This is a genomic window from Allobosea sp. P1_A7 (genome assembly GCF_056406775.1).
The window spans coordinates 1-25,487 of the sequence record NZ_JBFTZN010000152.1; the positions used below are offsets into that span (position 1 = coordinate 1).

Genomic DNA, 25,487 nt, shown 5'->3' on the forward strand with positions numbered 1-25,487 from the left:
GCGCTGCACTGAGAGGCTGGGAGCGGGCGAAGTTTCCGACACGACTGACCTCTTGATCCGGCCAGGACGGGCCGGCCCCGCCTTCCGGCGAAGCCGGGCTCGACACGGGTGACGCGATGGGCACAGAACCGTAAAGCTGTTGTGCTCACAAGTCCTACGACGGGCCCCTTACACCATCGCGGATGAACCCTGGACAACGAAATCGATGACGATCCGTTTCGTTCTTTGTGCCGATGATTTTGCCATGACCGAAGGCGTCAGCCGTTCGATCCTGGAATTGCTTGCGCTTGGAAAGCTCTCGGCGACGGGCGCAATGACAAACCGGCCGCATTGGCAGCGCCTTGCCTCCGAACTGGGCAGCTTTTCCGGCAGGGCTGATCTCGGGCTGCATCTCAATCTGACCTGCGCTGCCCCGCTTGGGCCGATGCAGCGGGTCGCGCCAGCGGGCATGTTCCCAAGGCTCGGCGATCTCGCGCGGGCGGCGGCGACCTCGGCCGCAGCCCGCGCCGAGATCGCGGGCGAGATCGGCCGTCAGCTCGAAGCCTTCGAGGACGCGCTGGGCCACGCACCGGATTTTGTCGACGGCCATCAGCACGTCCACGTGCTGCCGGGCGTCCGCGGAGCGGTGCTGCGGGCGATCCAGCGCCGCTACCCGGAAGGGACGGTCTATCTGCGCGATCCGGCCGACTCGGCCCGGGCGATCCGCCAGCGCGGGGTGGCGGTAGGCAAGGCACTGGTGATCGCTGGTCTGGCCGTGGGCCTGCGCTCGCAGGCTTTGCGGCGCGGGATCCCGGTCAACCGGGGCTTCTCTGGCGTTTCGCCATTCGATTCCGAACGCGACTTCGGCGCGGATCTGCGCCATTTCCTGATCGCGCCCGGAGCGGCACATCTTGTGATGTGTCATCCCGGACATATCGATGACGAACTGGCGCGGCTCGATCCGGTGATCGCCACGCGCGCGCTCGAACACGCTGCCCTTGCCGCGTTCGTGCCTCCGCCGGGCTTCAGAATTGCGCGCTTCTCGGAGCTGTTTTGACCACAGGTCGGTGCCGGCTAAAAACTTTGCCGCGAAGCTAACCCTACGCAATCGAAAATTTACCGTGATCGCTCAGTTTGTAAGCACCGGTCCGTTCGGATCCTACCCTTGCAGCCTCCGGCGGAGATCTCGGCGCTATGGCATGGTTGAAGCGATCTGGGGCGATCGCGATGGTTGCATCGAAGCGCTCGGCTGGAACACGCGGTTCGCTCTCGCTCGGCAGCAGGATCGCTGGGGCGGCGATTGCCATCGTCGCGGCGGCCATCCTCATCCTCGTGATCGTGGCATCACGCTATAATCAGGCCCAGACCCGCGACGATCTCGAGCACAAGATCGCTGCGCTGACCAGCATGGTCACGAATGCCGCTCCGGCGCTAATTCTGTCCCGTGACACCACGACACTGGGATACATTCTCGAATCGCTGCGTCAGGACCCCGATTTCAATGCCGGCTTCGTCGCCGATGACATCGTTGCCCTGGCGAGCGCCGGCGAATCGACCGAGAGCAGGCTTTCGCTCACCCCACGCTCATTGGCGGCGGCACTTGGGCGCGAGCCCTGGGATGCCTTGAAGGAGCGCGATACTCTTCAGCTTGAGGATAATGTCTACCTCGTCCAGCTTCGTTCGGTGCGGATTGGGCCGAACCAGAAGCAGGTCGGCTATGTCGCCGTCCGGTTCGACAAGACGCGCCTCAATGCGCGGGCCTCCTTTGAGCAGTTCGTCACGATCGGCATCGGCGTTCTGATCCTGCTCATTCTCGGACCGCTGCTCTGGGTTTCCCTGTCGCGCACGATGCGGCCGCTGAAGAGCATGACCCAGGCCATCGTCAGCATCTCCGACGGCAAGCTCGATACACCGATTGACGCGGCAGACCGGAGCGACGAGATCGGCGCGATCGCGCAGGCGCTCAGCGTGCTCAAGGTCCGGTTGGGAGAGCGTGCGGCCCTCCAGGAGGCCCAGCACGTCACCGAGGCCGAACGCCGCTACCAGCAGCGCCGCGTCGACGAATCGATTGCCCTGTTCCGGGGCGAGGTTGGTGCTGCGCTGGAGGCATTCAAGAACAATGCCGAACGGATGAGCGAAGCGTCGGATGGTTTGGCGCGTGTTGCAGCGGAGTCGTCGGGACGTGCGGCCCGCGCCGCCCAGAACTCGCACGGGGCCTCGGCCAATGTCGAGAACGCCGCACAGGCCGCCGAAGAGATGGGCGCGGCCATCCGGGAGGTCGAGTTTCAGATCCGGCATGTCCGCACCGAGATCGTCGAGGCAGCCTCGGCCTCGCGCGACACCGCGGGTTCGGTGCAAGCGCTGGACGAAACGGCTCGCGCGATCGGCGAGGTGGTGAATCTGATTCGGGACATCGCCGCACAGACGAACCTGCTGGCACTCAACGCGACGATCGAGGCTGCGCGCGCCGGCGACGCGGGGCGTGGCTTCGCGGTCGTTGCGTCTGAGGTGAAGAGTCTTGCGGCGCAGACGGCGGATGCAACAGATCGGATCGTGACACAGGTTGGCGCCATCCAGGGGGCGACCGGTGAGGTCGTCGGCGCCATTTTGAACATCGCCAACCGAATGGGCGCGATCGAGAACTTCACGAACGCGGTCGCAACGTCGATCGAGCAGCAGGCGATCGCGACCGGCGAGATTGCCAGCGGCGTTGCGATGGCAAGCTCTTCAGCGCTGTCGGTGTCGAGCGATCTCAGCGTGCTCGCGGACAGCGTCGAGGAGACCGGACAATCTGCGGGGCAGGTTCGGGATGCCGCTGGCGAGGTTGCGGCCCAGGCATTGCGACTGCGCGCGACGGTCGACCAATTCCTGCACAGCGTGGCGGCCTGACCGTCACCCTGCCAAGAATGCAAAACGGGGCCCGAAAGGGCCCCGTCGCATAGGGTCACGACTGCGCTGCCGTCAGGCCTTGGCGCCGTCGTAGAGTTCAGCAACGTAGTCCCAGTTCACCAGGCTCTCGAGGAAGGCCTTGAGGTAGTCGGGACGGCGGTTGCGATAGTCGATGTAGTAGGAGTGCTCCCAGACATCGACGCCGAGGATCGGCGTGCCGCCGTGAACCAGCGGGCTCTCGCCATTCGGGGTCTTGCTGATCGCGAGCTTGCCGCCCTTGACCTCGAGCCAGGCCCAGCCGGAGCCGAACTGGCCAACGCCGGCCGCAACGAAGTCTTCCTTGAACTTGTCGACGGAGCCGAACGAATCGACGACGGCTTTCTCCAGCGCGCCCGGCAGCTTGCCGCCGCCATTGGGCTTCATCCACTTCCAGAAATGGAGGTGGTTGTAGTGCTGGCCGGCATTGTTGAAGACAGCCGGGTTCTTGCCGTAGGAGCCCTTGACTATCTCTTCGAGCGATTTGCCCTCGAATTCGGTGCCCTTGATCGCGTTGTTGCCGTTGGTGACATAGGCTTGGTGGTGCTTGTCGTGGTGATATTCCAGCGTCTCCCGCGACATGAACGGCTGGAGCGCGTCATGGGCGTAGGGCAGATCGGGAAGGGTAAAGGTCATTTGGCCTCTCCTTAGGCTGTCAAATCACACTGCTGAGAATGGCTTCGTCATGAACGGCTTGGGACTTGCCAGCCCGGCGGAACAGCCGCCATTCCACGCGATAGTTAAGCCTCCCGCTTCCGGCCGGCAACCGGCTTGGCGCGCCGTGGGCCATGATATTGCGTCGGAGCAAATGGCCCGAAACATGCGGGACGGGGCACAATGAACAGGCCATTTGCAGGCATAGTTCAGTGCGAATTGTGAAACAGTCTCTTATTCAATACGTTAGAAGATGATCGGAGAGGCGATGAAGCCGCCTGCCTCCGGTGGATACTGAGGGTACTGCGTTGATAACGATCTTCGTTCTGTTGGGCCTGGGGTTCTTTGCCGGTGGCATCGCTGCCATCGTTAATGGCTGGCCCTACCTCGTGCTCGAGCGCGGCTTCACCCTGGTCATAGCCGGCAGCGTGGCTGTCGCTGCTGGGATCATCCTGCTTGCCCTGTCGTGGGTCCTGGTGGAACTGCGCCGCGTCAGGGTGGCGATTGCCGATGCGCGGACGGTGCCCTCAGCCGGGCCTTCCGCCGCTGACGCGGCGCGGGCATCGGTGGAGATGGATGACGATGTACGGACGATCCCGGGCGAAGCCCGGTCGACGCTTCCGGGCCTTGGCACCGTGGCAGCAGGGGCCGGCCTTGTCGCCGCCGGCGGGGCCCTGGCAGCTTCAATGCGCGGTGGCGCTGAGGATGCTCCCGCTGCCGCCCAGGACTTGCCTGAGCCTGTGATCAGCGATCTGTTCGATGAGATCACGCACCCCTCGGAGCTGCCCGCTGACCGGCGTGAGGAGGCCATTGACGCGGTCGAGGAGCCCGAAAAGGGCAGGGCGGATGCCCCCACGGCCGAGCTGCATGAGCCGCATGAAACGGAAGCGGTGCTGCCCGAGCTTGCGCCGGACGTTGTCACCCCGTCGATTGCCGCTTCCTTCGTGACGCAGCATGAGGACGAAGCCGCCGGAGAGGTCGAGGACGCCGACACGGGCGCTGTGGCGGGTGACGAAGACCTCCGTTCGCCTCAAGCGCCAGCCTGGTGGCCGCAGGTCGAGAGGCCGCGCCCGGAGGAGGCCAAGCCCCCCGTGGAAGCCGATGATTTCGGCGCCTTGCGCCAGCATCTCTCGTTCGGTCCGCAGCGCCCGGAACCCGATTTCGAGCCCGAACCGGAGCCCGATCTGCCGGTGGGAGAAACATCGTTCGATCAGCGCGATCGCGAGATCGACGAGGCCGCCGCCTGGATGGCACCAGCCTTCGGCCGGCGTGAGCCGACTTTTGGCGAGCCCGAGCAAGTGGCGGATGAGCCTACGATACCGCGCTGGCCGCCGCTGACCAGCGGAGCGCCACGGCTGGAGCCGGATGTCGAGAGTGCGGATGCGCCGGAGGTCCAACCGGACACGACTGAGGCGGAATCTCGGATCGAGCCGGTCTTCGAGGAGACCGAGGCTGAGGGCGAGCCGCTGCATGAAGCCGAGGAGGCAATCTCCGGCGAAGAGACGGAAACGGTTCCCGAGCCGCCCGGCCCGGCGACCTCCGACGAGGGCGTCGTCGGAGCTTATCAGGTCGGCGACACGCATTTCACGATGTATGCCGATGGTTCCATCCAGGCTCGTACGCCCGATGGCGAATACAAATTCGCCTCGATGGACGAGCTCAAGACCTATCTCGCCAGCGAGAAGAGCAGGCTTGGTGGTTGATCAGCTCTTGGCGGCTGCTTGCTCCGGCCATCCCTCGCGGATCGTGTGGATGGCGAAGGCATAGGCCAGCGCCACCTCCTTCAGCGAGTCGAAGCGCCCGGCCGAGCCGCCATGGCCGGCCTCCATATTGGTGTGCAGCAGGACCGGCCCGCCGCCGGTCATGGTCGCGCGCAATTGCGCGACCCATTTTGCCGGTTCCCAATAGGTCACACGAGGGTCGGTGAGCCCGCCCATCGCGAGGAGCGGCGGGTAAGCCTGCGCCTGGACGTTGTCATAGGGCGAATAGCTCTTGATCATGTGGAAGGCTTCGACATCCCGGATGGGGTTCCCCCATTCCGGCCATTCCGGCGGGGTGAGCGGGAGCGTGTCGTCAAGGATCGTGTTGAGCACATCGACGAAGGGGACCTCGGCGATGATGCCGGCGAACAGCTCCGGGGCCATGTTTGCGATTGCGCCCATCAGCATGCCGCCGGCGCTGCCACCCTGCGCGACGATGCGGCCGCGTGCGGTAAAGCCGGTATCGGCCAGCATCTCGGCTGCCGCGATGAAGTCCGTGAAGGTGTTGGTCTTCTTCTCGCGCTTGCCGTCGAGATACCAGCGCCAGCCCTTGTCGGTGCCGCCGCGGATATGGGCAATGGCATAGACGAAGCCGCGATCGACCAGACTGAGCGGATTGGTCCGGAACGAGGCCGACATGGCCGCGCCGTAGGAGCCGTAGCCATAGAGCAGACAGGGCGCTGAACCATCGAGGGCAAGGYCGGCCCTGTGCAGAAGCGAGACAGGGACCCTGGCTCCGTCCTTCGCCGTCGCGAAGACGCGTCGCACCCGATAGGCCGCCGGATCGTGGCCGGACGGAACCTCCTGGCGCTTCAGCAGCGTCCGCTCTCCCGTCGCCATGTTGTAGTCGTAGGTTTCGGCCGGGCGCGCCATCGAGGCATAGAGGAAGCGCAGCGTGTCGGTTTCGAATTCGTAGCCGGCATCGAGGCCGAGACCATAGGCCTCCTCGTCGAAGGAGATGCTGCTCTCGGCGCCGCTGGCGAGGTCGCGGATGACGATGCGCGGCAGGCCATCCTCGCGTTCGAGCCGGATGAGCCGATCCTTCAGGCAGAGATGGCTGAGGATCAGGCGGCCTGATCGGTGCGGTATCAGGTCCTGCCAATTCTCCGGCGATTGGGATGCGAGCGGGGCCGAGACGATCTTGAAGTCCTCGGCATCGGCATTGGTCAGGATCAGGAAGTCGTCGCCGTGATGCTCGACGCTGTACTGGCGGCCCGTCTCGCGCGGCGCGATCAGGACCGGCTCAGCCTGCGGTGCGGCAAGATCGACGAAGCGGGTCTCCGAGGTTTCATGATCGCTGATCGAGATCAGCAGGAAGCGGCCGGACTGGGTCTCGTCGATATCGACGAACATGCCTGCATCCTGCTCGTCATGCAGGAGTTCGTCCTCGTCCATCCCGGTGCCAAGTCGATGGCGGAAGACCTGCGAGGGGCGGTGATCGGCGTCGAGACGGACATAGGCGAAGGAGCGTGAATCGGGCGCCCAGACGATGTCGCCGGTGGTGTCGGTGATCCGGTCGTCCAGATCCGCTCCGGTGGCAAGGTCGCGGACCTTGATGTCGTGGAGCTCCGAGCCCGCCTCGTCTGCACTCCAGGCAAGCAAGCTGTGATCGGGGCTGTGGGCCGCGTCGCCGAGCTCGAAGAAGTCCTTGCCCTTTGCCACGGCGTCGGCATCGAGCAGGAGCTGCTCGCGGGCTTCGCCCTTTTCGGGCCTGATGCGCGGCTTGCGGCAGATCAGAGGATGTTCGCCGCCGCGCCGATAGCGCGAATAATAGAGGAAGGCGCCGTCCGGCTGTGGGACGGYTGCATCGTCTTCCTTGATCCGGCCGCGCATTTCCTTGACCAGATCGCGCTGCAGAGCACGCGTCGGTGCCATCAATGCTGCGCAATAGGTGTTCTCAGCTTCAAGATAGGCGCGAATATCTGCAGGCAGTTTGCCGGGGTCCCGGAGAACATCCTTCCAGTTCTCGGCCCTGAGCCAGCCATAGGCGTCGCTCAGCGCAACTCCGTGAACGGTACGGGTCTCCGGCCGCTTCTCGGCACGGGGAGGCAAGGGGAGGCGTTTGGTCACGGCAGGGCTCGCACTGTCTTAAGATGGCGTTAAGGATTGAGGGCGATTTGGGTATCGTTGCGTAGTCAACGTCGTTTGTTGCGATGTTCGCGAAGGTTCGGAGTTCAAATCCGGAGAGGCATAGGACACTTGGGTACTTCGCGCGCGCAATGAACAGGTAAGGCCGGTGTGTGGCGCGAGCAAGACAACCAGACCGAGCATGATCATGGCCGCGACACAATACGGACGCTATGAACAATGTTCGTGGGCGCAGTAAGTCGGGCGTTTGAATGTATTCATGCGATCGATTATTGTCTTGCGAGAGTGTTTTCTATGCATTAAACCGTTTCCTCGTCGTCTCGCTTTTTGTGATTCTGGCTTGGGCAGCTCTTGACCAGCTGCTGGGCTGGAAGAACGAAGGCTTCAGTCGCGGGACGTTCAGGCCGATTCGACGATTTTTTTGTCCAAGAACACATAAGGAGTATTTTCGCCATGACCGACAACGACGGCTCGGATTTCATCGAGCTGACCGCGGACATCGTGTCCGCTTATGTGTCGAACAATTCTGTTCCTACGTCCGAACTGCCCGCTTTGATCAGCGATGTGCATGCCGCCCTGAGCCGCGTTGTTGGTGGTGTTGCGCCGGTTGTGCCTGCCGAGGCGCCCAAGCCGGCCATTCCGGTCAAGAAATCCATCACGGCCGACTATCTGATCTGCCTTGAGGACGGGAAGAAGTTCAAGTCGCTGAAGCGTCATCTTCGTACGCAGTACAATATGTCACCCGAGCAGTATCGCGAAAAGTGGGGTCTGCCGCCCGACTACCCGATGGTGGCCCCCAACTACGCCGAGGCACGCTCGCAGCTGGCGAAGAAAATGGGCTTGGGTCAGCAGCGTCGCAAGCGCCGCTGATTGCTTGTCGCGGAGGACGGCGCTGCCACCAATGCGGGCAGCGCTTGCGACCAAACAGTTCGTCTGGCCGCCGGGTTCCCGGCGGCCTTTTTCATGGCGCTGCCGCTTGCCGGCGTGCTTGGCGGGAATCGCGTCGTGCCTCGGCTCATCGGTCCCTGCCGTTGCCTGGGGGCACCGACATCCCCCAGCGAAGCAAATGAGGATGCGGCAGGAGGCGAGGCTTAACCTGCCGCGCGACAGCTCCACTGCGCCCGCAGCATTCGGTCTTGAGCAGTCTTAGGCGGCCGCCCTGCGGGCATCGGTCTTGATGCGTTCGATCATCGCGCGCACGCCGTTCGAGCGCTGCGGCGTCAGATGGGCTGCGAGCCCGAGGGATTGGTAGATCGTGAATGCGTCCGTCGCGAGGATCTCCTGGGCGGTGCGGCCCGAATAGATCGCGAGTGCCAGCGCAACGAGGCCACGTACGATATGGGCATCGCTGTCCCCCAGGAAATGCAGGCGCGTCCCTGCGCCGGGGCCGCCTTCCCTGCGTGCCGCCAGCCAGACCTGACTGGCGCAGCCGCGGACCTTGTTGTCGTCGTTATGCGCTTCTTCCGGCAGCGGGACGAGGCTGCGGCCGAGCTCGATGAGATACCGGTAGCGGTCGTCCCACTCTTCGAGCAGCTCGAAATTGGCGATGATCTCGTCGAGGCTTGCGCTCATGTCCTGTCCGCTCGGAGCCGCGCCATGGGCGGGGCGGCAACGGCGAGCGTCTTCGGCCGACCGGCGCCCCCCGTCAAGCGCTCGCCCTTCAAGATATAGGTGCGAGTCTGCTAGCGGGTAGTGGCCAGAGGTTTCTGGTTTGCTGCACTGAGCGTGAGCGCCAGGAAGCGGGAGCGCGTTTCCGGATCGAGACCAGCCAGGATCTCTGCGGCCTCGCGGGCGGCCATGGCGCCATTCGCCACTGTCCTGACATCGACCTGGCTCGCAGCCTTCGCCACGTTGCGCAGGGTATCAGCCGCGCCGCCATCTTCGGCTTTGCCGCCATGGACGGGTGAGTTGAGGGCGATGACCCCGATCACCGCCAGGCTGCGCAGAAGATAGGCCATCGCTCGTTTCCCCGGTTGCCGGCAATGCCGGCTCGCCCCTGATCCCGAAGACATCCTAGATCCGGATCTCAAAAGATCGCGTCATTTGTAAGCAATGCATTTGAATCGAAGGCACTGCTCTATCTTCAGCTTCCGTTCACCCTGCTGCGAACATCGAAATGGATGGAATTCGTCGGCCGAACTGCTCTAACTATCTGTACAATTTGTCGAATTTCTCTCCGCGGAACAGGTTCGGCGCGTTCGGTCGGCAATCGCCTTAAACCCCGCTTAAACCCGGCTCGGCAAGGATCGGGATGTTACAGGCAAGTCGGCCTGCCGAGGTGAGCGTTGCGTTTTCCCATCACGATGACGGCGATCAGGACACAGGTAGCGGCGATGGTTCATCCATCGGTGCTGCCGAATTCCGTTGAGCGCATCCGCCACGAGCGCTTCATGCTGACGCGGCTGGCGCTCGGCGCGGTGGCCCTGAGCCTGGCTCCGGCCTATCTCGCCTGGCGGGGTACGATGGGCGCGCTTGAACTGCTTGTGTTGATTGCGGTGACGCTTCCGTTGCTGGCTGTCTTCATTCTCTCGCGCAGCGGGCGGCTCGAACTCGCCCATTGCATTTCGGCCGCAGCGCTGGCGCTCCTGATCGTCGCGCTTTCCGGTATGACCGGCGGGATCGCGTCGCCACTCCTGCTGTGGCTCGCCGCCATTCCGGCGGAGGCCATGTTCTTCGGCTCGCGGGCTTATGTTGCCCGCGCCGGCGCCATCGCTGCCGGCGCCCTGGCTTCGGTCGCAATCGTGCATGCATTCGGCCTGTCCGCGGAGCCGGCTCCCTGGGTCTCCGCTGCCATGCCGCTATTGGCTGCTGCCGCAATCCTGCATGTCGCGGTGGTTGCCTTCGGCTTCCTGTGGCGGCGTGACGACGATATGCGCGAACATCGCGCCTCCGGCGTGCGTGCGCAGCTCCTGCTCGACCATGTTGGAGACCTCGTGACCTGGCATGATGCGACCGGCGCCGTTGTCTTCGCCAATGCGGCTTCGGCCTCCTTGACGGGCGCAGAGCCGCGCGAGCTGATCGGGCGAGGGCTGCTCGAGCGTGTCCATGTCGCCGACCGCCCCCTTTTCCTCAAGGCGCTCAGCGATGCCGCGCACGGTGACGGGACAGCGAGCGCCTGCTTCCGCACGCTGTTCGTGCCGCGCCAGGACGAGCCGGGAACGCCGTCCTCTCCGGTGGCCCTCTGGCTCGAGATGCAGGCGCATCGCGTCGCGAATGCCGGGCCGCGGGACGGGGCTGCGGTCGTTTGCGTCATGCGCGACGTCACCGCGCGTCGTGCGCTCGACGAAGAGCGGGCGCGCGGCCATGCCGAGGCCGTCCGTGCGAGCGACGAGAAGGGACAGTTTCTCGCCACGGTGAGCCATGAGCTGCGCACACCGCTGAACGCGATCATCGGCTTCTCGGAAATGCTGGGAACCGACAGTTACGGCCTGCTCGATGCTGGCAAGCGCCTCGAATACGCCAATATCATTCATGCTTCGGGCCATCACCTGCTCGATGTCGTCAATACCTTGCTCGATGTCTCCAAGATCGAGAGCGGAGTCATGGCGATCGWGCAGGAGCCGCTCGATCTTGCGGAACTCGCCCAGGACGGCTGCAGGCTGATGGCGCTACGTGCCGAAGCGGAGAAGGTTGCCCTGGAACGCGTCATCGGCCCGGATCTGCCGTTGCTGCGTGGCGACCGTCGTGCGCTGAAGCAGGTCCTGCTGAATCTGCTTTCGAACGCGATCAAGTTCACGCCGGCTGGCGGCCGGGTCACGCTGGCCGTGGTGCGTGACGGCGATATGCTCGATCTTTCGGTGTCCGATACCGGCATCGGCATTGCGGCCGCGGATCTGCCACGGTTGGGCGACCCCTTCTTCCAGGCCAAGGGCTCCTATGACCGCGCCTATGAGGGCACCGGTCTCGGCCTGTCGGTGGTGCGTGGCCTCGTCGGCCTGCATGGCGGCCGCCTGACGGTGGAGAGCGCTCCAGGTGTCGGCACGCGCGTCTCGGTGAGGTTGCCGGTTGGCGGCGTCGCCCAGGCCTCCGAGCCCGCAAAGATCGTTACCTTCGCCCGAGCGCCGCGCCGCGGCTTCGAAACCAAAGAACCCTATCGTCTGACTGCCTGATCGAGAGCCGACCATGTCCGTCACACTCGCAGCCCGCGCTCACTCGAACGCGACCCTGTCCGCTCCGGCGAGGCGAGGCCCGCCGGCTCGCCGCAAGGCGTCCTTCCTGACGCGGATCTGGCGCGCAACCTTGCGTCGCCCGGGGCGTAGCCTGATCCTGACCCTGTTCTCGGCTGCCGCCGCGGCCATCCTGATGAACGCGCTCCTGTTTCAGAAGGCGCGTCATCCCTCGCCAATCCTGTCGCAATCCACGACGGCCACCCCGTCGCCGCGCAACGCCGAGCGGCGCACCGAGCAGGCCCCTGCCGCAGCAGCCGCCGCTCCCGCCCCGGCCGCATCCGTTCCGGCGGAGCCCTCGCAATTGCCCCCTTCGCGCCCGGGCGGCTTGACGCAGGCGGCTCGTGAAGCGGCGCCGCGTCCACCGGCATCCGTCAATGCGGCCCCGCGCCCTGCGCCGGCCCAGGCGGCCGCACAGCGTGCTCCCGCCCCGGTGCGTGACCGAGATCCGATCGCCGATCTGATCAACGGTGTCGACATGCGGCCTCCGGCGGAAATCCGGGGCGTGGCTTCTGCCAAGCCGGCTTCGCCGCGCCGCACCGTGGAAAACTRAGGCAGATCGCGTACCTTCCGACGATGGCGCGTCTTACCAGCGATTTTTGGGTCTCAGCCTATTTGCGGCAGGCGGCACTCGACGGCTTCGATGCCGTCCTGCGCCGCCGCGGTGCCAGCGAGGCCGGGGCGATCTTCGTCAAACTCGACCGGCTTGACGGCACCGCCGCGCTCTACGGGCCTGCGCCGCAGGCGCTGGCGGACGAGAGCGGCGCACGCCGCTTTCAGCTGATTCTCGATTCCGATCCGCTAAGCGTTGAGGAACGGGTGGAGCGCGAACGTCGTTTCGATCCGGACCTCTGGCTCGTCGAGATCGAGAACCGGAAGGGCGATCCCAGACTGGCCCTTGCCGAGGGCTGACCCCAGCAGCGTATACGAACGCTCAGCCGTGCTCGCGCCCGCCGCGAAGTCCGCGTCTGACCTCGTCGAGGACCCAGCGAGTTTCGGGCCTGACGGCGCCGGAACGGGCAGGCGTTCCACTCGGGTCGAGGAGGGGTTGGTGCTGGCCCGTGCGGCTGGACAGACCCTTGCTCTCGCCGGATATCTGCATGACGAGCCGATAGGCCACCCCTGGGGTGACCGAGCGCATCAGCGCCACCAGGGCGAAAATGCGCTCCACCGAATGGGCGGCATCGTCGCCAAGCCGGATCAGGAGGCGCGTCGCGTCCTCGACGCTGACGCCACCGGCGATCAAGGTCAGTGCCGTCAGGTCGCGCGAGTGATCGCGGGCCATTGCCTCGGCGAGACGGATGCCCGTGCCCAGCTGGCTCGAGAGCGCACCGAAGAGGCCATCGCGATCCTGTTCGGCGGTGGCGAGCCAGCCTGCAAAGGTCTCCGGCGTCGGCGCCGGGCGTCTCTCCGATGGGCTGACCGCCTCCAGCGCCGCAAGCGATTCGATTGTGGCGCGGCGTCGTTCGGCTCCGGCATGCAGGAAGAGCGGGATAAGGTCTGCGCTGTTGATGTCTCGCCGCACAAGCAGGCCCGGCACATAGGCGGCATCGTCTCGCGCCCGGTCGAGCAGGAGGTCGAGCACGGGCCGGGGCAGGGGGGCGGACGGGTTGGCGAGGAGCGCCAGATCGACTGCCCGCTCGCCCCGACCCGCCAGCATCAGGCTGGCCTTGGCCGGCAGGTCGGCCCGTTCGGCAACGACAATGGCAGCTGCTGCGTCGCCATGGGCTGCAATGTCTTCGAGCTCGGAGGGCGAGACTGGGCCGCCATGGCGCATCAGYGTCGACAGGACAGCCCCACCGCGTGCCTTGAGCGCCTGCAGGACATCGGCCTGCGCATGGCGCCATCCGGCAAGCTTGCGCGCCAGGATGATGGCTGTGTCCTCATCGATGGCGGGAATCAGGGCGAGTGCCATCTCCCGAAACGGGACGGCATACTGACAACTCGTCGGAGACTCGGGTGGTTTCCGTCAACTTATGCCCGACGCGTTAATGTGGCGTTAACCATGTCGGGGCCTGATGCGGTTTGAGGGCCTCGGCTGCCGGCGCCGGCCCGCGCCGTGCCATCCGTTCCCTGCCTCGACCGCAACCAAGGCGCCAACCAAGGAGGCGCATCATGGCCGTCGTCATTCCTTTCGCGCCGCGTCGGCGCAGGCTTGCTGGCCTGCTCCCGGCCATTCCCCGGGAAGCCGGAACGATCCTGTTCTTCACCGGTGTTCGCTACGAGCGCCCGCCGGAGCCGCGCGCTTCCGGCAGGCCGGAGCGCAAGCCGAGCACCCGGTCCCGTGCCAAGTCCGCTCCGAAGAGTGTCAGGCAGCCGGCGTGATGCTCCTGTTGCGGCGTATGCGTTCTGGTGCGGGCAGGGGGAGCCTGCAATGGGCTCTGGCGGTGGCCCTCTCGGCAGCGGGCTGTGCGCCGGGCAGCGGCGACTTCGGCCGCCCGCGTCCCGGTATCTGGAATGATACGATTGCGCCAAGCATCGGCCTCGGCTCCGCGATCGCACGTGGCGAGGCCGTATCGTATTTCCATATGACAGACGACGAGGAGCAGTTGCGCGATCGCGCCTGGCGCTTCGTCATGCCGGCACATGAACGCAATGTCTTCGAGCGCCAGGTCTCCGATCTGGCCCATGCCCGAATCCTGCCGGCAGCCGCTCAGTCCAGCAACATCTCCGATTATCATCGGTCTCTGATATCCGGCTCCTTCCGGTCGCAGGCCTCGCGCTACAATCGGCTGGCCGAGGATGCCCACGCCGACCGCCTGCTGATCGGGCCGTTCCGTGGCAATGCAGCCAGGGTGGTGGCCGCAGACCGGATCCGAATGAAGACGTTGGAGGCATCGCCTCTCGTGCCGCCCGATCAGAACGATCCGGCCCTGGCGCGCGTGATCGAGAATGAAGGCCTGATTCTCTGGGTCTGCGAGCGTGTCGCCTTCCGGCTGGAAAGCTACCGCTATGCGCTGGCCAATCTCGTCGTCGAGATGCCCGCGCGCGACGCGGTCAGGGCCGAACGCAGCATCATGGCGCTCGAGGCCGAGGCCGGGCCCCTCTGCAAGTTGCCGCTGATCGGCACCTTCCGGAGTGACGAGCCGTCCAGGCCAGTGGTCTACAAGGGCTGATCAATCCGCCAGGCCGCAGGCGACGCCTTTGGCCATCGCCTCGGCATCGGGCCGGTCGGAAGGCAGCTTCGCCAGGACACGCGCGACGATCAGGCCTTGCTCCGTGTCGGACACGACACGCAGTTCGCGCGTGGTCTCTCCCTCCTCGTCGCGTGCCAATCGCTCGTCGAGCTGTTCGCTGGTCATCACCACGAATTCCAGAACCCCGCGGATCGCGGCCCGGTCCGTGATGGCGTAGCCGACACCGCCGCCACGCCGGTGCAGCGATAGTCCCAGCGGCAGTGATCCGACGCGAGCCACCACCCGTATCGGGCCGGCACTCAGATCATAGCTGCAAACGGCGGTCACCAGGGCAGGGTCGGCATCACGCGGGGCCGGCAGGCCTGCGGTCTGCGCCGATACCAGTTCGGCCTGGCCCCCGGCGCCCAAGGCCGCATAGGCCGTTGCCGCATCGCGCTCCGACAAGAGCGGGATCAGCAGCACGATCACGATATGGACGATTCCGGCCAGCACCAGCCCGGCCAGCGTCGCCAGTGCGAAGCGGCGGATCGCGGTCGTGATGCGCAGACGCCAATTCATCGCCCGCTTTGCCTTCCCGACGACCGGGCCGGAAACTCCGTGGGAGGGCTCGAAACTTGTCATCGGCAATCGATCCGGCCGATGCGGGGAAGGGACTCGGGGCGCAGTTCGCTGGCATGTCCCGAGATCGGGGTATCATAGAGCCTCAGCCGAAACTGGAACCGCCCGCGAATGGGCAATGGCAGCCAGTTCCCCGCCTCCGGCGTCGTCCCGGCGATCACCCGGACACCGGCGCTCTCGTCGCGCACGATCTCGGCATCGGTGAATCCGCTGCGTTCGAGCGGCAGGCGAAAGGCGTGGCCATCGGCGTCCGTGACGTTCAGTGTCCAGCCTCGCGTCGTCGGCGTCGTTCCGGTGACGAGATAGCGGCAGCGCCCGTCGAGCACCTGGCCGCTCTCGTCGCGTTCGGCGATCAACTCGAGCCCTTCGCCGGAGCCAAGCGGCAGATGCACGCCACGGGCCAGATAGGCCCGCATATAGGGATCGACATCGCGCCCGCCGCTGCGCGGCCAGGCGGTCCATGAACCGACCTGCAGCCGTCCGAGCGGAGGGCGCTCCGCGACGGCATAATGCGCCGAAGCGAGCCCGAGCCCGGCACCGAGTGCGATGATGTAGGAGAGCGTGAGGAGGCGCACGGCTAAGCCTGTTCAGCGGATGCGGCTTGCGCCACCCGGTGGCGTCAGGTCCTGGATGCCGGCCTGGGCCGTCCGTCCTGCCGCCCGCGCCGGCTCAATCGTGCGGAACATCGCGCCGACCGCCGAGAGAACCTCGAAGGACTGACGCGGCATATGTCCTGCGCCGGCGCCCAGCGCTGCGGCATCGGTTGCCGGAGGATTGGCCTTGGCGAGCGCTGCGACCTTCGGATCGGTCACAGGCGTGACACCCGGGATCGGTTTCAGCTCCAGCCCCTGATGGGCGAACTGCATGATCTCCTTCCAGGTCATTGCCGGCAGGGAACCACCCGTCATATTCGCCGTCTCCGACGAGTCGTCGTTGCCGAACCACACCGCACCGACCAGATTGCCGGAATAGCCGACATACCAGGCGTCCTTGTAGCCATTGGTGGTGCCCGTCTTGCCGGCCGTGACGACGCCGTCGAGCGCGGCGCGACGCCCGGTACCTTCGGTCGGAACCTTGGACAGCATGAAGTTCATGTCCTGCGCGACCTGGACGCTCAGCACGCGCTTGCCGGTGCCGTCGTCGCGATCATGCCGGTAGATCAGCTCGCCCTGCGAATTATGGATATCGATCGCGGCATAGGGCTTGGCCCGCAGCCCGCCATTGGCGAACACGGAATAGCCTGCGGCCATATCCATGACCGTGACTTCGGCTGCGCCGATGGGCAGCGAGACCGTGTCGGTCAGCGGCGTGGTCAAGCCCATGGCGTGCGCCGTCTCGATGATCTTCATCCGGCCGATGCGTGCCGCGCGCGCCTCGTGGGTCTCGCCGGTGGCGCGGCCGATCGCGATCGACATCTGCACCGGGATCGTGTTGATCGACTTCGCCAGCGCCACCGTCAACGGGATCGACCCGGCATAGGAGCGTCCGTAATTGTTCGGGCACCAGTTGCCGATGCAGACCGGGCGGTCGGTCACGATCGTGTTAGGACGATAAAGCCCCGCGGAGAGTGCTGCCGCATAGACGAACGGCTTGAACGAAGAGCCGGGCTGCCTTGCTGCCGTCGCGCGGTTGAACTGGCTCGCACCATAGTCGCGCCCTCCGACGATCGCGCGCACGGCGCCGTCGGGGTCCATCACCACGGTCGCCGCCTGTTTCGCATGATAGGCCGGGCCGTGTTGGCGCAGGATCGTCTCGATCGCGTGGTCGGCACGATCCTGGATCGCCGGATCATGCGGCGTCTTGACGGTCAGGACCCGGTCCGGGCCGATCTTGCCCTCATCAGCCAGCTTGCGAACCTCTTCGAAGGCCCAGTCGAGATAGTAATCGGGGCTGACGTCGCGCTTGCGGTCGACCGGGGTGGCCGGGTTGCGCTTCGCGCTGTCGATCTGGCCCGCGGTCATGAATCCGGCATCGACCATCGCGTTCAGTACGTCATTGGCGCGGGCACGGGCTGCCGGCAGATTGACATGCGGCGCATATTTGGTCGGCGCCTTGAACAGTCCTGCCAGCATGGCGGCCTCGGCAACGCTGACATCCTTCACGGATTTGCCGAAATAATATTCTGACGCAGCCGCCACGCCAAAGGTGCCGCCGCCCATATAGGCGCGGTCGAGATAGAGCTTGAGGATCTCGTTCTTGGTCAGCCTGTATTCGAGCCACAGAGCCAGGAACGCTTCCTTGATCTTGCGGTCGAGCGACCGCTCATTGCTCAGGAAGAGGTTCTTGGCGAGCTGTTGGGTCAGCGACGAGCCGCCCTGAACCACGCCCGAGGCGCGCGCGTTCACGGTGATCGCGCGAAAAGTGCCGAAGATGTCGATGCCGAAATGGTCGTAGAAGCGCCGATCCTCGGTTGCCAGGACGGCCTTGATGAGATGGTCCGGCAGTTCCTCGAGCTTCAGCGAATCGTCATGGCGCGCGCCGCGATGACCGAGCTCGGAGCCGTATCGGTCCAGGAATGTCACCGCGAAGACCTGATGCTTGAGGGCCTCCTCGCGGCCCTCGTGGAAGGCCGGGATTGCGAGCATGAGCATGACGAGAGCGCCGGCGATCCCGACATTCAGGCCCTCGCTCGCGAACTCCGCTGCGAGCCGCTTGCCGCCGGAGACCGTCAGCCGGTCGGCATAGCTGCGCAAACGTTCATAGGCTTCGCCCGCGCGACGGCCTGCGCCCCAGAGCGTGTCGTCGATCCATGAATCGACGGCAAGCGCGAAGCGCTTGAGACGGGTCGTCCAGTTTGCCTTCCTGAACTCCATCGCCGCCCGGGCCACCCTGACGAAAAACTGCGGTTATCTCCTGCCGCGACCGGATGGTGTTGGCAACCCAAAGTGCCCCTTGGTAGGGACATAGGATCGACCTTCGCGCACGGGAAGGCCAGCGTCATCCTTTAAGCAGATGAACAGCAGGTTTCGCGCCAGACGATCCGTGCCATAGCGAAACAGTCCGCCCGGATCGATGCGCAGCTGGGATGCGCGGCATCGCGGCGCTTCCCACGAACTCCACGAGGGCGCATAAGCGCCTTCATGACGGACGCACCCATCCGGCCAGAGCCATTCTGGCTTAGCAAGACGCTCGACGAGATGACCGCGCAGGAGTGGGAATCGCTCTGTGACGGCTGCGGGCGCTGCTGCCTGGTGAAGCTCGAGGACGACGATACCGGTCGCATCCACGCGACCGATATCGGCTGCCGGTTGTTCGACGCCGGGACATGCCGGTGCAAGGATTACTCCCATCGCTCGACGCTCGTTCCCGATTGCGTGACGCTGACCCCGGAAGACGTTCGCACGCTGCCCTGGTTGCCGCCGACCTGCGCCTATCGGCTGGTCGGGGAGGGGCGTGACCTGCCCTGGTGGCATCCGCTGGTGTCTGGCGACCCGGAGACGGTCGTTGCGGCCGGCGTCTCCGTGCGCGGCCGGGTCTTCGCCAGTGAAGATGACGTGGATGAGGACGACCTGCCCGAACGTATCGTCAATTGGCCGCTGCGTTGGCCGCGCGCGGCGCGCAACCCTTCGCGTGGCTGAGGAACGTCGCAGATCTGCAGCAATTCTGCTGCAGCCTCGCTCATTGATTGTTCATCCGCTTTTCGGCATGACCTCGCCCGTCCCTGCTGCCGGCTGTCTCTGCCGGCGGCGCTTCGCATGAAACTTTTGGATCGCCGGCGCGTTGCTGAGCCCGGCTGGATGAAGAGGTAGTTGTGATGGCTGGTGGGAAGTGGGTCTACACCTTTGGCGACGGCAAGGCCGAGGGTGAAGCGGGCATGAAGAACCTGCTCGGCGGCAAGGGTGCGAACCTCGCCGAGATGAGCAATCTGGGCTTGCCGGTTCCGCCCGGCTTTACGATCACCACCGAGGTCTGCACCCATTATTACGATAACGGCAAGAATTTCCCGCCCGATCTCGCCGGGCAGGTGAAGGCTGCGCTTGCCGAGATGGGGCGTCTCACCGGCAAGCTCTTCGGCGATCCTGCCAATCCGCTTCTGGTGTCGGTGCGCTCCGGCGCTCGCGCCTCGATGCCAGGCATGATGGACACCGTCCTCAACCTTGGCCTCAACGACGTCACCGTCGAGGCCGTGGCGAAGGCCTCGGGCGACGCCCGCTTCGCCTGGGACAGCTATCGCCGCTTCATCACCATGTATTCGAACGTCGTGCTCGACGTCGATCACGGCCATTTCGAGGAGGCGCTCGAGGACTACAAGGAGCGCAAGGGCCTGCATCTCGATACCGATCTCTCGGCCGATGACTGGAAAGTGCTTGTCGGTCGTTACAAGGACATCGTGAAGAAGGCGCTCGGTGCCGAGTTCCCGCAGGAGCCGCAGGAGCAGCTCTGGGGCGCGGTCGGCGCAGTGTTCTCGTCCTGGATGAATGCCCGCGCGATCAAATACCGCGAACTCAACAGTATCCCTGCCTCCTGGGGCACGGCCGTCAATGTCCAGTCGATGGTCTTCGGCAACATGGGCGAGACCTCGGCCACCGGCGTCGCCTTCACCCGTAATCCCTCGACCGGCGAGAACGCGCTCTATGGCGAGTTTCTGATCAATGCGCAGGGTGAGGATGTCGTTGCCGGCATCCGCACTCCGCAGGACATCACCGAGGTGGCGCGTCAGGCCGCCGGCTCGGACAAGCCTTCCATGGAGAAGGCGATGCCCGCGGCCTATGCCGAGCTCTGCCGGATCTACGGCATCCTCGAGAAGCATTATCGCGACATGCAGGACATGGAGTTCACCATCCAGGAGGGCAAGCTCTGGATGCTGCAGACCCGGTCCGGCAAGCGTACCGCCAAGGCCGCGCTCAGGATCGCGGTCGATTTGGCGCAGGAGGGATTGATCGGCGAGGAGGAGGCGGTCGGCCGCGTCGAGCCTGGCGCTCTCGAGCAGCTCCTGCACCCGGCAATCGACCCCAAGGCCGAGCGCCGCGTGCTGACGACCGGCCTGCCGGCGTCGCCCGGTGCGGCGGCCGGCGAGATCGTCTTCAATTCAGACGATGCCGAGGCTGCCAAGAAGACGGGCCGCAAGGTCATCCTGGTCCGGGTCGAGACCAGCCCGGAAGATATCCACGGCATGCATGCCGCCGAAGGCATCCTGACCACGCGTGGCGGCATGACCTCGCATGCGGCGGTCGTGGCGCGCGGGATGGGCAAGCCCTGCGTCTCCGGCGCCGGCCAGATCCGGGTCGACTATGCCAAGGGCACGATGACCGTGGGGCCGACCACACTGCGGGCCGGCGATTTCATCACGATCGACGGCACCCTCGGCCAGGTTCTGCTTGGCGAGGTCAAGATGCAGCAGCCGGAGCTTTCCGGCGATTTCGGCACGCTGATGGTTTGGGCCGACAAGGTTCGGCGACTCAAGGTCCGTGCCAATGCCGAGACGCCGCGCGATGCCCGCGCTGCCCGTGATTTCGGCGCCGAGGGCATCGGACTCTGCCGCACCGAGCACATGTTCTTCGACGAGGATCGCATCCTGCCGATGCGGGAGATGATCCTCGCCGGCGACGACAAGGGACGGCGCGACGCGCTGGCCAAGCTCCTGCCGATGCAGCGGCAGGATTTCGTCGAGCTCTTCACCATCATGCAGGGCCTGCCGGTCACGATCCGGCTGCTCGATCCGCCGCTGCACGAGTTCCTCCCGCATACCGACGAGGAGATCGCCGAGGTGGCGCGCGCCATGGCGGTGACGCCGGACGTGCTCCGGCGCCGGGCGGCCGAGCTGCACGAGTTCAATCCGATGCTCGGATTCCGCGGCTGCAGGCTGGCGGTAGCGTATCCTGAAATCGCCGAGATGCAGGCTCGCGCCATCTTCGAGGCGGCCGTGATCGCGGCGCGCGAGACCGGCAAGCCGGTCATCCCGGAGGTGATGGTGCCGCTGGTGATGGGCGTCGCCGAGTTCGACCTCGTCAAGGCCCGCATCGACGCCATGGCGAAGGCCGTGATCGGCGAGAGCAAGACCGAGTTCACCTACCAGGTCGGCACGATGATCGAGCTGCCGCGCGCCGCCTTGCGTGCCGAGGAGATCGCCCGGAGCGCCGAATTCTTTTCCTTCGGCACCAATGACCTGACCCAGACCACGCTCGGCATCAGCCGTGACGACGCGGGTTCCTTCCTCGGCTCCTATACCGCCAAGGGCATCCTGGAATTCGACCCCTTCGTCACCATCGACCAGGAGGGCGTCGGCGAACTCGTCAAGCTCGCGGTCGAGCGCGGTCGCCGGAGCCGTCCGCGGATCAAGCTGGGCATCTGCGGCGAGCATGGTGGCGACCCGGCCTCGATCGGCTTCTGCGAGAGCATCGGTCTCGACTACGTCTCCTGCTCGCCCTTCCGGGTGCCGATCGCACGCCTGGCCGCGGCGCAAGCCGCACTGGGCGCGATCAAGGCCAAGGACGCCTGAGCAGGGAGATCCTGATGGTCGGCCTCGAGCCGACCATCTCCTGGACGTCGGTCCCGGGCCTGCGCCATGCTCGGCCTGAGACCGACAATCCTGCATTGCCGCGAGAACGGCCGCCGGTCTAGTTTCGCGCCATGCAGACGCGTATCGGCCAACTCTCCCGCCCCTTCGGCAAGCTCTATTACGAGGTCACGGGCTCTGGCCCGCCCATCGTCTTCGCTCATGGACTGGGCGGCAATCATTTGTCCTGGTGGCAGCAGGTCGCTCATTTCAGTCCGCAGTACAGCTGCGTCACCTTCGCGCATCGCGGTTTCGCGCCGTCGGAGCCGGTGGCCGGCGGCCCCGATCCGGCAGACTATGCCGGCGACCTCGCCGCGCTGATCTCCCATCTGTCGCTGGAGCGGCCGGTTCTGGTCGCGCAATCCATGGGCGGCTGGAGTTGTGTGGATTATGCGCTGGCGAACCCCGGTCGGGTGAGCGGGCTCGTCATGGCTTGCACCACCGGCACGCTCGATTTCGGCAAGGCCGGAAGGAATATCTCGAGCGAACTCGCGGCCTGGCAGCAGCGTGTCGATGAGACACTGCCGCGTTGGGCCAGGAGCGGCATCCATCCGGCCTGCGGCGAAGCCTTCGCGAAACGCTTGCCGGCGCTCTACGAACTCTACAAATCGATCGACCGCATCAATGCAGGTCTGGACAAGGCGCTGGTTCGGCAACGCATCTGGGAGGCGCGCAACCGCCCGCCGGCCGACCTCGCCGCACTCGATTGTCCCGCCTTGTTCCTTTCCGGCGCCGACGACCTCGTCGTCCCGCCTTGTGGCGTCGCGGCGGTCGCTGCCCATGCTCCCAGGGGCCGCTTCGTCAGCGTTCCCGAAACTGGCCATTCCGTCTATTTCGAGGATGCGGCGCGCTTCAATGCCGAGCTCGACCGCTTCATATCCGAGTTGAAGGGCTGAACCGTGCCGTCTCGCGCGCTTACCACGATCGGCTTCGATGCCGATGACACGCTCTGGCAGAACGAGCAGTTCTTCCGGCTGACGGAGGAGCGTTTCGTCGCCCTGCTCGGCGAGCACGGCGAAGCCGCCGAAATCTCCGGCAGGCTGCTGGACGCCGAGCGTCGCAATCTCGGCTTCTACGGATTTGGCATCAAGGGCTTCACGCTCTCGATGATCGAGACCGCGATCGAGGTCACAAGCGGTAATGTGCCGGCTTCCGTCATCGCCGAAATCCTTGCCGCCGGGCGCGAGATGCTGGCGCATCCGGTCGAGACGCTTCCGGGGGCGCAGGAAACACTGGAGGCGCTGGCCTCCGAATACAGGCTGGTACTGATCACCAAGGGCGATCTCTTCGATCAGGAACGCAAGCTCGCCCAGTCGGGGCTGGGCGATTTCTTCCAGGCGGTCGAGATCGTCAGCGACAAGAGTGTCACGACCTATGAGCGCATCTTCGCGCGTCATGGTGACGGGCCGAGACATGCGATGATGGTCGGCAACTCGCTGAAGTCGGACATCGTGCCGGCGCTGCAGGCGGGGGCCTGGGCCGTGCATGTGCCGCATGAGCTGACCTGGGTGCTCGAACATGCCGAGGAACCGGTCGCGGAGCAGCGCTATCGCCGCCTGGCGGATCTTGGCGGCCTCGTCGGGCTTCTGGGCGAGATCGAATGAGCGCTAGCGACGGCCCCTGGTCGGACCATCCGCCGCGTCAAAGCTGAGGAGCGGCCCGGAAGGCATCCGTTCCAGGGCGCAAGCGAGCAGTCCCCGTTCGAAGACCAGATCGGCAAAGAGTTCGGCCTGCCGATTGACATCGCTCATTGCGGTTATTCTGTCGGCACGCCCACGAAGACGTTGATGCGACGGGTCGAGGGATGCAGCCTCGACGCAGAGCGGGCCTCCGCGGGCCGCCTTCCCCGATGCTCCCGTCTTGCGCGGATGCCGGGAAGGGGGGCGTTGCGCATCAGGGCGCTGCGCTGGACCCRCATTGCAATTTATGCTAGTGCCGCCCATGTAAGACGAGATGCGGCCGGGTTCTGGCCAATCCTCCGCGCGGGATTTCCCGGTCGGCGGGCACGATTCAGATCCACCACACATCGTTATCAAGGCCACGGCGAGGCGTCCGCGCGTCAAGTCGTGTCTTYCACATACGAACGCGGATCTGAAACGTAAGGACTACCCTATGAACAAGGGCACCGTGAAGTGGTTCAACACCACCAAGGGCTATGGCTTCATCACTCCTGAGGCCGGCGGCCAGGACGTTTTCGTCCACATCAGCGCTGTCGAACGTGCTGGTCTGCGCGAACTTCGCGATGGTCAGGTCGTCTCCTTCGAGCTGATCGCCGATCGCAAGACCGGCAAGTCCTCGGCCGGCAACCTCGTCGTCGCCTGAGGCTGAATACTGACCGGGAGGGTGCTCGCACTCTCCCGGCTCTCGCTATCGATACCTTTGCAACAATACCTTTCGGCGCAGTGGCTAGCGGTTCGCCGGGCGGAATGACGTACTTCAATGCCGAACCCATTCGGTGGCGCAGCCGGTTTCCACATGCGCCCCTTGCGTTTCGGCTTCAGAAAGACCTGTTTTGACACAATTTACAGACCTCGGCCTCGCCGAGCAGCTTCTCAAGGCGCTCGCGGCTGAAGGTTATTCCAAGCCGACGCCCATCCAGGCGCAGGCCATCCCCCCTATTCTCGAAGGCAAGGATCTGTTCGGCGCGGCCCAGACGGGCACGGGCAAGACGGCCGCCTTCTCGCTGCCGATGCTGCACCGGTTGCTGAACAACCCCCGGCGCATGCAGCCGCGCTCGGTGCGCGCACTCATCCTGAGCCCGACGCGTGAGCTTGCGGCGCAGATCGAGACCAGCATCCGCACCTACGCCCAGTTCACCACGGTCAAATCGGCCGTGATCTTCGGCGGCGTGCCAGTCGGCAAGCAGATCCGTGCGCTTGGCCAGACCGTCGACATCCTCGTCGCCACGCCCGGCCGCCTGCTTGATCTCGTCGACCAGCGCGCAGTCTCGCTGCGCGAGATCGAGTTCCTGGTGCTCGACGAGGCCGATCAGATGCTTGATCTCGGCTTCATCCATGCCCTGCGCCGGATTGYGACGCTGATCCCGGCCAAGCGCCAGACGCTTCTGTTCTCGGCGACCATGCCGAAGCAGATCCGCGAGATCGCCTCGGCCTATCTGACCAATCCGGTCGAGGTCGCGGTGACGCCGGTTGCCACGACTGCCGAGAAGGTCGAGCAGCGCGTCATCTTCACCGATCCCGGCCACAAGCCGGCGCTGCTGGCGAAGACGCTCGGCGTGCCGGAGATGGAGCGCGCGATCGTGTTCACGCGCACCAAGCATGGTGCGGACAAGGTCGTGCGCCAGCTCGAGCAGTCCGGCATCAAGTCGGCGGCCATCCACGGCAACAAGAGCCAGGGCCAGCGCGAGCGCGCTCTTGGTGCCTTCCGTGATGGCGAACTGCGCATTCTGGTCGCGACCGATATCGCGGCGCGCGGCATCGATGTCGACGGCGTCAGCCATGTCGTCAATTTCGACCTGCCGAACGTGGCCGAAACCTATGTCCACCGCATCGGCCGCACCGCGCGCGCTGGCGCCACCGGCGTCGCCATTGCCTTCTGCACCCCGGAAGAGCGCGGCGATCTGGCGGCGATCGAGAAGCTGACCCGCGTTTCGCTGACCCCGGTCGGCGAGGTGCCGCACTGGGATGGCCGCACGCCCAAGAAG

General features: G+C 65.4%; 24 protein-coding genes. 14 read left to right on the plus strand and 10 right to left on the minus strand.

What is annotated here, in order from left to right:
- The first annotated feature begins 205 nt into the window (after nt 1-205).
- Both AC1D34_RS23460 and AC1D34_RS23465 read left to right on the plus strand, forming a co-directional pair.
- Nucleotides 206-1,036, plus strand: a complete 831-nt coding sequence (locus AC1D34_RS23460) for a ChbG/HpnK family deacetylase (RefSeq protein ID WP_441488980.1) — start codon at nt 206-208, stop codon at nt 1,034-1,036.
- A 170-nt stretch (nt 1,037-1,206) separates the two neighbouring features.
- Complete coding sequence (locus AC1D34_RS23465) at nt 1,207-2,868, plus strand: methyl-accepting chemotaxis protein (RefSeq protein ID WP_441488981.1); 1,662 nt, start codon at nt 1,207-1,209, stop codon at nt 2,866-2,868.
- Between the two features lie 72 nt (nt 2,869-2,940).
- Here the strand turns inward: AC1D34_RS23465 and AC1D34_RS23470 are convergent, their stop codons facing one another.
- Nucleotides 2,941-3,540, minus strand: coding sequence for a superoxide dismutase (locus AC1D34_RS23470; protein WP_069877416.1), 600 nt, complete (start codon nt 3,538-3,540; stop codon nt 2,941-2,943).
- Between the two features lie 326 nt (nt 3,541-3,866).
- Here AC1D34_RS23470 and AC1D34_RS23475 point away from each other — a divergent pair, with 326 nt between their 5' ends.
- Nucleotides 3,867-5,261, plus strand: a complete 1,395-nt coding sequence (locus AC1D34_RS23475; protein ID WP_476825473.1) for a DUF308 domain-containing protein — start codon at nt 3,867-3,869, stop codon at nt 5,259-5,261.
- On the opposite strand, the gene AC1D34_RS23480 is transcribed toward AC1D34_RS23475, so the two are convergent.
- Nucleotides 5,262-7,388 (minus strand): S9 family peptidase, encoded by a 2,127-nt coding sequence (locus tag AC1D34_RS23480; protein ID WP_476825474.1) that lies wholly within the window; start codon nt 7,386-7,388, stop codon nt 5,262-5,264. It lies immediately after the preceding gene.
- Between the two features lie 471 nt (nt 7,389-7,859).
- Between AC1D34_RS23480 and AC1D34_RS23485 the strand changes: the two genes are divergently transcribed.
- The gene (locus AC1D34_RS23485) at nt 7,860-8,276 is read left to right on the plus strand and encodes a Ros/MucR family transcriptional regulator (RefSeq protein WP_043233741.1); all 417 of its coding nucleotides are present in this window, start codon (nt 7,860-7,862) and stop codon (nt 8,274-8,276) included.
- Between the two features lie 276 nt (nt 8,277-8,552).
- On the opposite strand, the gene AC1D34_RS23490 is transcribed toward AC1D34_RS23485, so the two are convergent.
- Both AC1D34_RS23490 and AC1D34_RS23495 read right to left on the minus strand, forming a co-directional pair.
- Nucleotides 8,553-8,978, minus strand: a complete 426-nt coding sequence (locus AC1D34_RS23490) for a SufE family protein (RefSeq protein ID WP_441488985.1) — start codon at nt 8,976-8,978, stop codon at nt 8,553-8,555.
- A 110-nt stretch (nt 8,979-9,088) separates the two neighbouring features.
- The gene (locus tag AC1D34_RS23495) at nt 9,089-9,364 is read right to left on the minus strand and encodes a hypothetical protein (protein WP_441488986.1); all 276 of its coding nucleotides are present in this window, start codon (nt 9,362-9,364) and stop codon (nt 9,089-9,091) included.
- Nucleotides 9,365-9,691: 327 nt separating this feature from the next.
- Here AC1D34_RS23495 and AC1D34_RS23500 point away from each other — a divergent pair, with 327 nt between their 5' ends.
- The gene (locus tag AC1D34_RS23500; RefSeq protein ID WP_476825475.1) at nt 9,692-11,515 is read left to right on the plus strand and encodes a PAS domain-containing sensor histidine kinase; all 1,824 of its coding nucleotides are present in this window, start codon (nt 9,692-9,694) and stop codon (nt 11,513-11,515) included.
- Between the two features lie 222 nt (nt 11,516-11,737).
- Here the strand turns inward: AC1D34_RS23500 and AC1D34_RS23505 are convergent, their stop codons facing one another.
- A complete protein-coding gene (locus AC1D34_RS23505; RefSeq protein WP_476825476.1) occupies nt 11,738-12,052 on the minus strand; it encodes a hypothetical protein in 315 nt (104 codons plus the stop codon).
- A 96-nt stretch (nt 12,053-12,148) separates the two neighbouring features.
- Between AC1D34_RS23505 and AC1D34_RS23510 the strand changes: the two genes are divergently transcribed.
- On the plus strand, nt 12,149-12,484 hold the full coding sequence (locus AC1D34_RS23510) for a DUF1491 family protein (RefSeq protein WP_069877409.1): 336 nt from the start codon (nt 12,149-12,151) through the stop codon (nt 12,482-12,484).
- A 22-nt stretch (nt 12,485-12,506) separates the two neighbouring features.
- On the opposite strand, the gene AC1D34_RS23515 is transcribed toward AC1D34_RS23510, so the two are convergent.
- Nucleotides 12,507-13,487 (minus strand): DUF2336 domain-containing protein, encoded by a 981-nt coding sequence (locus AC1D34_RS23515; RefSeq protein ID WP_476825477.1) that lies wholly within the window; start codon nt 13,485-13,487, stop codon nt 12,507-12,509.
- Between the two features lie 200 nt (nt 13,488-13,687).
- On the opposite strand from AC1D34_RS23515, the gene AC1D34_RS23520 reads away from it, so the two are divergent.
- Nucleotides 13,688-13,897 (plus strand): hypothetical protein, encoded by a 210-nt coding sequence (locus AC1D34_RS23520; protein ID WP_441488991.1) that lies wholly within the window; start codon nt 13,688-13,690, stop codon nt 13,895-13,897.
- On the plus strand, nt 13,894-14,688 hold the full coding sequence (locus AC1D34_RS23525) for a hypothetical protein (RefSeq protein WP_441488992.1): 795 nt from the start codon (nt 13,894-13,896) through the stop codon (nt 14,686-14,688). Before AC1D34_RS23520 ends, AC1D34_RS23525 begins: the two co-directional genes overlap by 4 nt.
- Here AC1D34_RS23525 and AC1D34_RS23530 read toward each other — a convergent pair whose 3' ends face one another.
- Genes AC1D34_RS23530 through AC1D34_RS23540 form a run of 3 tightly spaced genes read right to left on the minus strand, consistent with a single transcriptional unit; the run spans nt 14,689 to nt 18,140 of the window.
- Nucleotides 14,689-15,267: a DUF1254 domain-containing protein gene (locus AC1D34_RS23530; protein ID WP_476825478.1), complete on the minus strand. Its 579-nt coding sequence runs from the start codon at nt 15,265-15,267 to the stop codon at nt 14,689-14,691.
- A gap of 59 nt (nt 15,268-15,326) precedes the next feature.
- Nucleotides 15,327-15,902, minus strand: coding sequence for a DUF1214 domain-containing protein (locus tag AC1D34_RS23535; protein WP_476825479.1), 576 nt, complete (start codon nt 15,900-15,902; stop codon nt 15,327-15,329).
- A gap of 12 nt (nt 15,903-15,914) precedes the next feature.
- Nucleotides 15,915-18,140, minus strand: coding sequence for a transglycosylase domain-containing protein (locus AC1D34_RS23540; protein WP_476825480.1), 2,226 nt, complete (start codon nt 18,138-18,140; stop codon nt 15,915-15,917).
- A gap of 267 nt (nt 18,141-18,407) precedes the next feature.
- On the opposite strand from AC1D34_RS23540, the gene AC1D34_RS23545 reads away from it, so the two are divergent.
- From AC1D34_RS23545 to AC1D34_RS23560, 4 genes are all read left to right on the plus strand, one after another.
- The gene (locus tag AC1D34_RS23545; RefSeq protein WP_441488996.1) at nt 18,408-18,905 is read left to right on the plus strand and encodes a YcgN family cysteine cluster protein; all 498 of its coding nucleotides are present in this window, start codon (nt 18,408-18,410) and stop codon (nt 18,903-18,905) included.
- Between the two features lie 176 nt (nt 18,906-19,081).
- Nucleotides 19,082-21,766: a pyruvate, phosphate dikinase gene (gene ppdK / locus AC1D34_RS23550; protein WP_476825481.1), complete on the plus strand. Its 2,685-nt coding sequence runs from the start codon at nt 19,082-19,084 to the stop codon at nt 21,764-21,766.
- Nucleotides 21,767-21,897: 131 nt separating this feature from the next.
- Nucleotides 21,898-22,719 (plus strand): alpha/beta fold hydrolase, encoded by an 822-nt coding sequence (locus AC1D34_RS23555; protein WP_441488998.1) that lies wholly within the window; start codon nt 21,898-21,900, stop codon nt 22,717-22,719.
- Nucleotides 22,720-22,722: 3 nt separating this feature from the next.
- Complete coding sequence (locus AC1D34_RS23560; protein ID WP_441488999.1) at nt 22,723-23,427, plus strand: HAD-IA family hydrolase; 705 nt, start codon at nt 22,723-22,725, stop codon at nt 23,425-23,427.
- Between the two features lie 3 nt (nt 23,428-23,430).
- Here AC1D34_RS23560 and AC1D34_RS23565 read toward each other — a convergent pair whose 3' ends face one another.
- Nucleotides 23,431-23,574, minus strand: coding sequence for a hypothetical protein (locus AC1D34_RS23565; RefSeq protein WP_476769646.1), 144 nt, complete (start codon nt 23,572-23,574; stop codon nt 23,431-23,433).
- A 361-nt stretch (nt 23,575-23,935) separates the two neighbouring features.
- Between AC1D34_RS23565 and AC1D34_RS23570 the strand changes: the two genes are divergently transcribed.
- Together AC1D34_RS23570 and AC1D34_RS23575 are read left to right on the plus strand one after the other, a co-directional pair.
- Nucleotides 23,936-24,145, plus strand: coding sequence for a cold-shock protein (locus AC1D34_RS23570; RefSeq protein WP_043233725.1), 210 nt, complete (start codon nt 23,936-23,938; stop codon nt 24,143-24,145).
- A 190-nt stretch (nt 24,146-24,335) separates the two neighbouring features.
- On the plus strand, nt 24,336-25,487 hold a 1,152-nt coding region (locus tag AC1D34_RS23575), incomplete at its 3' end, for a DEAD/DEAH box helicase (RefSeq protein WP_476825482.1).